Origin of the sequence: Rugamonas rubra (assembly GCF_900114705.1) — a bacterium.
Classification (GTDB): domain Bacteria; phylum Pseudomonadota; class Gammaproteobacteria; order Burkholderiales; family Burkholderiaceae_D; genus Rugamonas; species Rugamonas rubra.
Genome location: NZ_FOTW01000067.1, coordinates 1 through 2,269, shown reverse-complemented (window position 1 = coordinate 2,269; position 2,269 = coordinate 1). Strand labels below are relative to the sequence as shown.

Here is a 2,269-nt window from a genome sequence, read left to right as displayed (position 1 = left end):
CGCCGCACGTGCTGCCGCGCCAACCCGCACACCTGCATATCGTCCCGACGTGGGATGAGGACGCTGGGGTCGATTGCTCCCCTTACCGTGCAACAAGGGAAGCAAAAGACCCTCCGACCGAATCGGAGGATCAAGAATGAATCGTCGCAGCTCACAGCCTAATCCGGGTGGTGGACCGCCGCTGATCGCTCGTGTCAGGATCGGCCCGGTCAGTCCGGATGAGGCCGACGAGATCGAGGCGGCTATTGCCCAAGTTGTCGAGGTTGCTGGTGGCCGCGACTACCCGTTGCGGCATGGTGGTTTCGGCATCCACCGGTACCTCTCGGTGAAGCTGCCGCGTGCCATCCAGGCCGAGGCGACTCGCGCTGACCGTCCCGAGCTCGAACGCTGACCGAGCGTTCGACACAGAGCAGCCCCCGGCAGTAGCGGTGCCGGGGGCTGCTCGTTGTGCACGTGGGCTCAGGCGTTGAACTTGTCCGCCTTCACCGCGTTGACGAACGCGGTCCACTGTTCGCGGTTGGTGGTGAAGTACCCGGCGGCCCGGTCCTTTGTGTCTCGGACCGCGGCGCCGTCGCCGAAACGGCCCACCTCGACACAGGCGGAGCTTCCGCCAGTTATCCGGCTCGTGCTGTACCGTCATCTTGCGCATCCATTCTGTTGATCAGATCCGCGATGAGCTCGGATGTGGCGTCCGGGCTCATCGCAACCTCTTTCACCCTCGCCGCCGCTTCCTGGTACGCAGCGACGTCGGCAGGTTCGTGGAGGAACAAGGCGGAACGCCGTGTCTCCAGCTGCACTACCGGCGCATCTTCTTGGCCGCGCTCGACGATGACGAACGCACCTTCAAGACCCGGATGCCAGCTTGCTCGCATCGGGACCACTCGCAGGTCGACCGTCGGCCAGTCAGCGACATGCAGCAGCCAACGCAGCTGCTCGCGCATCACGTCGTGCCCGCCGATCATGCGGTAGAGCGCGCTCTCATCGACAAACGCGCTCAGGCAGGCGGGCCGGGTGGTCCGCGTGATGACGTCCCGCCGACCGAGGCGAACCGCCACGCGGGTTTCGACGTCGGTGTCGGGGATGCCGCCCGCGGTCATGATCGCTCGCGCGTAGTCCCCGGTCTGTAGCAGTCCGGGGATGAGCATGCCCGAGACGTCCGTCACCGCGGTGGCATCCCGTTCGATTTCGAGCAGTGCTGTGATCTGCCGCTGCTGCTCGGGCAGGCTGGTCGCCACCCAATGCGAGCCGTCGGTGTCGCGTGCCAGGTCCACAAGTTCCTCGCGGAGCTTGTTGTCAGCGCCAAGGGCTGAAAGCACGGTTGCGACGTCGACTGGCCTCGGTGATCGCTCGCCCTTTTCCCACCGGCCGATCGTCGTGTGGGACAGGCCGAGTTGGTCGGCGAGTTGCCGAGCGCTGAGCCCTGCGTCTTCGCGGGCGCGGCGAAGCTCCGAGCCAATCGCAACCGCTTTAGGGGTGGTGCCAGCCATGTGCCACAGGATAGCGGCACCGAGGGTAGCGACGAGTTCGCCTGAACGGTGCATTGTGCCAATTGGCACCGGCGATCATTCTGAGTGGGACCAGTTGGCACCGCGGTTCCAGCTGGAGGAAGCCTATCGGACGGAGGTCACGACCATGCCGGGATACCGCCCGCACCCGTTCCACTGGGTGCCCGCAGACGGTCGACGACACGCGAGCACTGACGAACACCCACCGGGAGCGTCGATCTACCCGGACGGCACCGAGACCAGCACGCTGTGCCAGCGCACCGTCAAGGCGGACACCAGCGACACCGCTTGGCTGTGGGAAACCTGCCTTGACTGCAACTCCGCGGCCCATGAGCTCGCCGGGCTCCCTCCGTTGGCGGGTGCGAGATGAGCACGGCCGACCGGGAGCTCGGGCAGATGATGCGCGGCATGATCATGGCGATGGGCCTGGCGGTCGACGACGTCGAGGCGGGCCGCTACACCGCAGCAGATCGTGAACGGCTGGCGGGCGGTCTTGAGCTCGTGGTCGCGGGGCTGCGCGCGCAGCGGCGGCCCGGTGAGCGGCTGGTCATCGACTCGGAACGGGTGGGCTCATGATCACCGCCACCATCCTCCTTGGTCTGGTTGTTCTCGCCTTGGCGATGTGGTGGGCGGTTCGCTACTTCGCCGAGTGGGGCAAGCACGGCGGGTCGGGCGCGGGCGCGCTCACGGTTGAGCAGCTGCTCGCGCAGGCCGAGGCCGAGGCCGCCATCGGCGGTCGACACCGGCTCCGCGCCCCGGTGGTG

The 2,269-nt window shown here is 66.9% G+C and carries 6 protein-coding genes; 4 read left to right on the top strand and 2 right to left on the bottom strand.

The window, feature by feature from the left end:
- Positions 1–136: 136 nt before the first annotated feature.
- Positions 137–391 (top strand): hypothetical protein, encoded by a 255-nt coding sequence (locus tag BM252_RS29710; protein ID WP_093357049.1) that lies wholly within the window; start codon positions 137–139, stop codon positions 389–391.
- Positions 392–459: 68 nt separating this feature from the next.
- On the opposite strand, the gene BM252_RS32295 is transcribed toward BM252_RS29710, so the two are convergent.
- Entirely contained in the window at positions 460–588 is a 129-nt protein-coding gene (locus BM252_RS32295) for a DUF397 domain-containing protein (protein ID WP_217429994.1), read from the bottom strand.
- Between the two features lie 26 nt (positions 589–614).
- Positions 615–1,487: a helix-turn-helix domain-containing protein gene (locus BM252_RS29700; protein ID WP_093357185.1), complete on the bottom strand. Its 873-nt coding sequence runs from the start codon at positions 1,485–1,487 to the stop codon at positions 615–617.
- Here BM252_RS29700 and BM252_RS32290 point away from each other — a divergent pair.
- The 3 genes from BM252_RS32290 to BM252_RS29685 all read left to right on the top strand — a co-directional run.
- Positions 1,486–1,875 carry an HC3 family zinc finger protein gene (locus BM252_RS32290; RefSeq protein WP_425442397.1) on the top strand — a complete coding sequence of 130 codons (390 nt, stop codon included), beginning with the start codon at positions 1,486–1,488 and terminating at the stop codon, positions 1,873–1,875. The genes BM252_RS29700 and BM252_RS32290 overlap by 2 nt on opposite strands.
- On the top strand, positions 1,872–2,081 hold the full coding sequence (locus BM252_RS29690; RefSeq protein WP_093357052.1) for a hypothetical protein: 210 nt from the start codon (positions 1,872–1,874) through the stop codon (positions 2,079–2,081). The genes BM252_RS32290 and BM252_RS29690 overlap by 4 nt, the downstream gene beginning before the upstream one ends.
- Positions 2,078–2,269 (top strand): hypothetical protein (locus BM252_RS29685; RefSeq protein ID WP_217429993.1); only part of this gene is annotated, 192 nt, incomplete at its 3' end. The genes BM252_RS29690 and BM252_RS29685, both read left to right, overlap by 4 nt.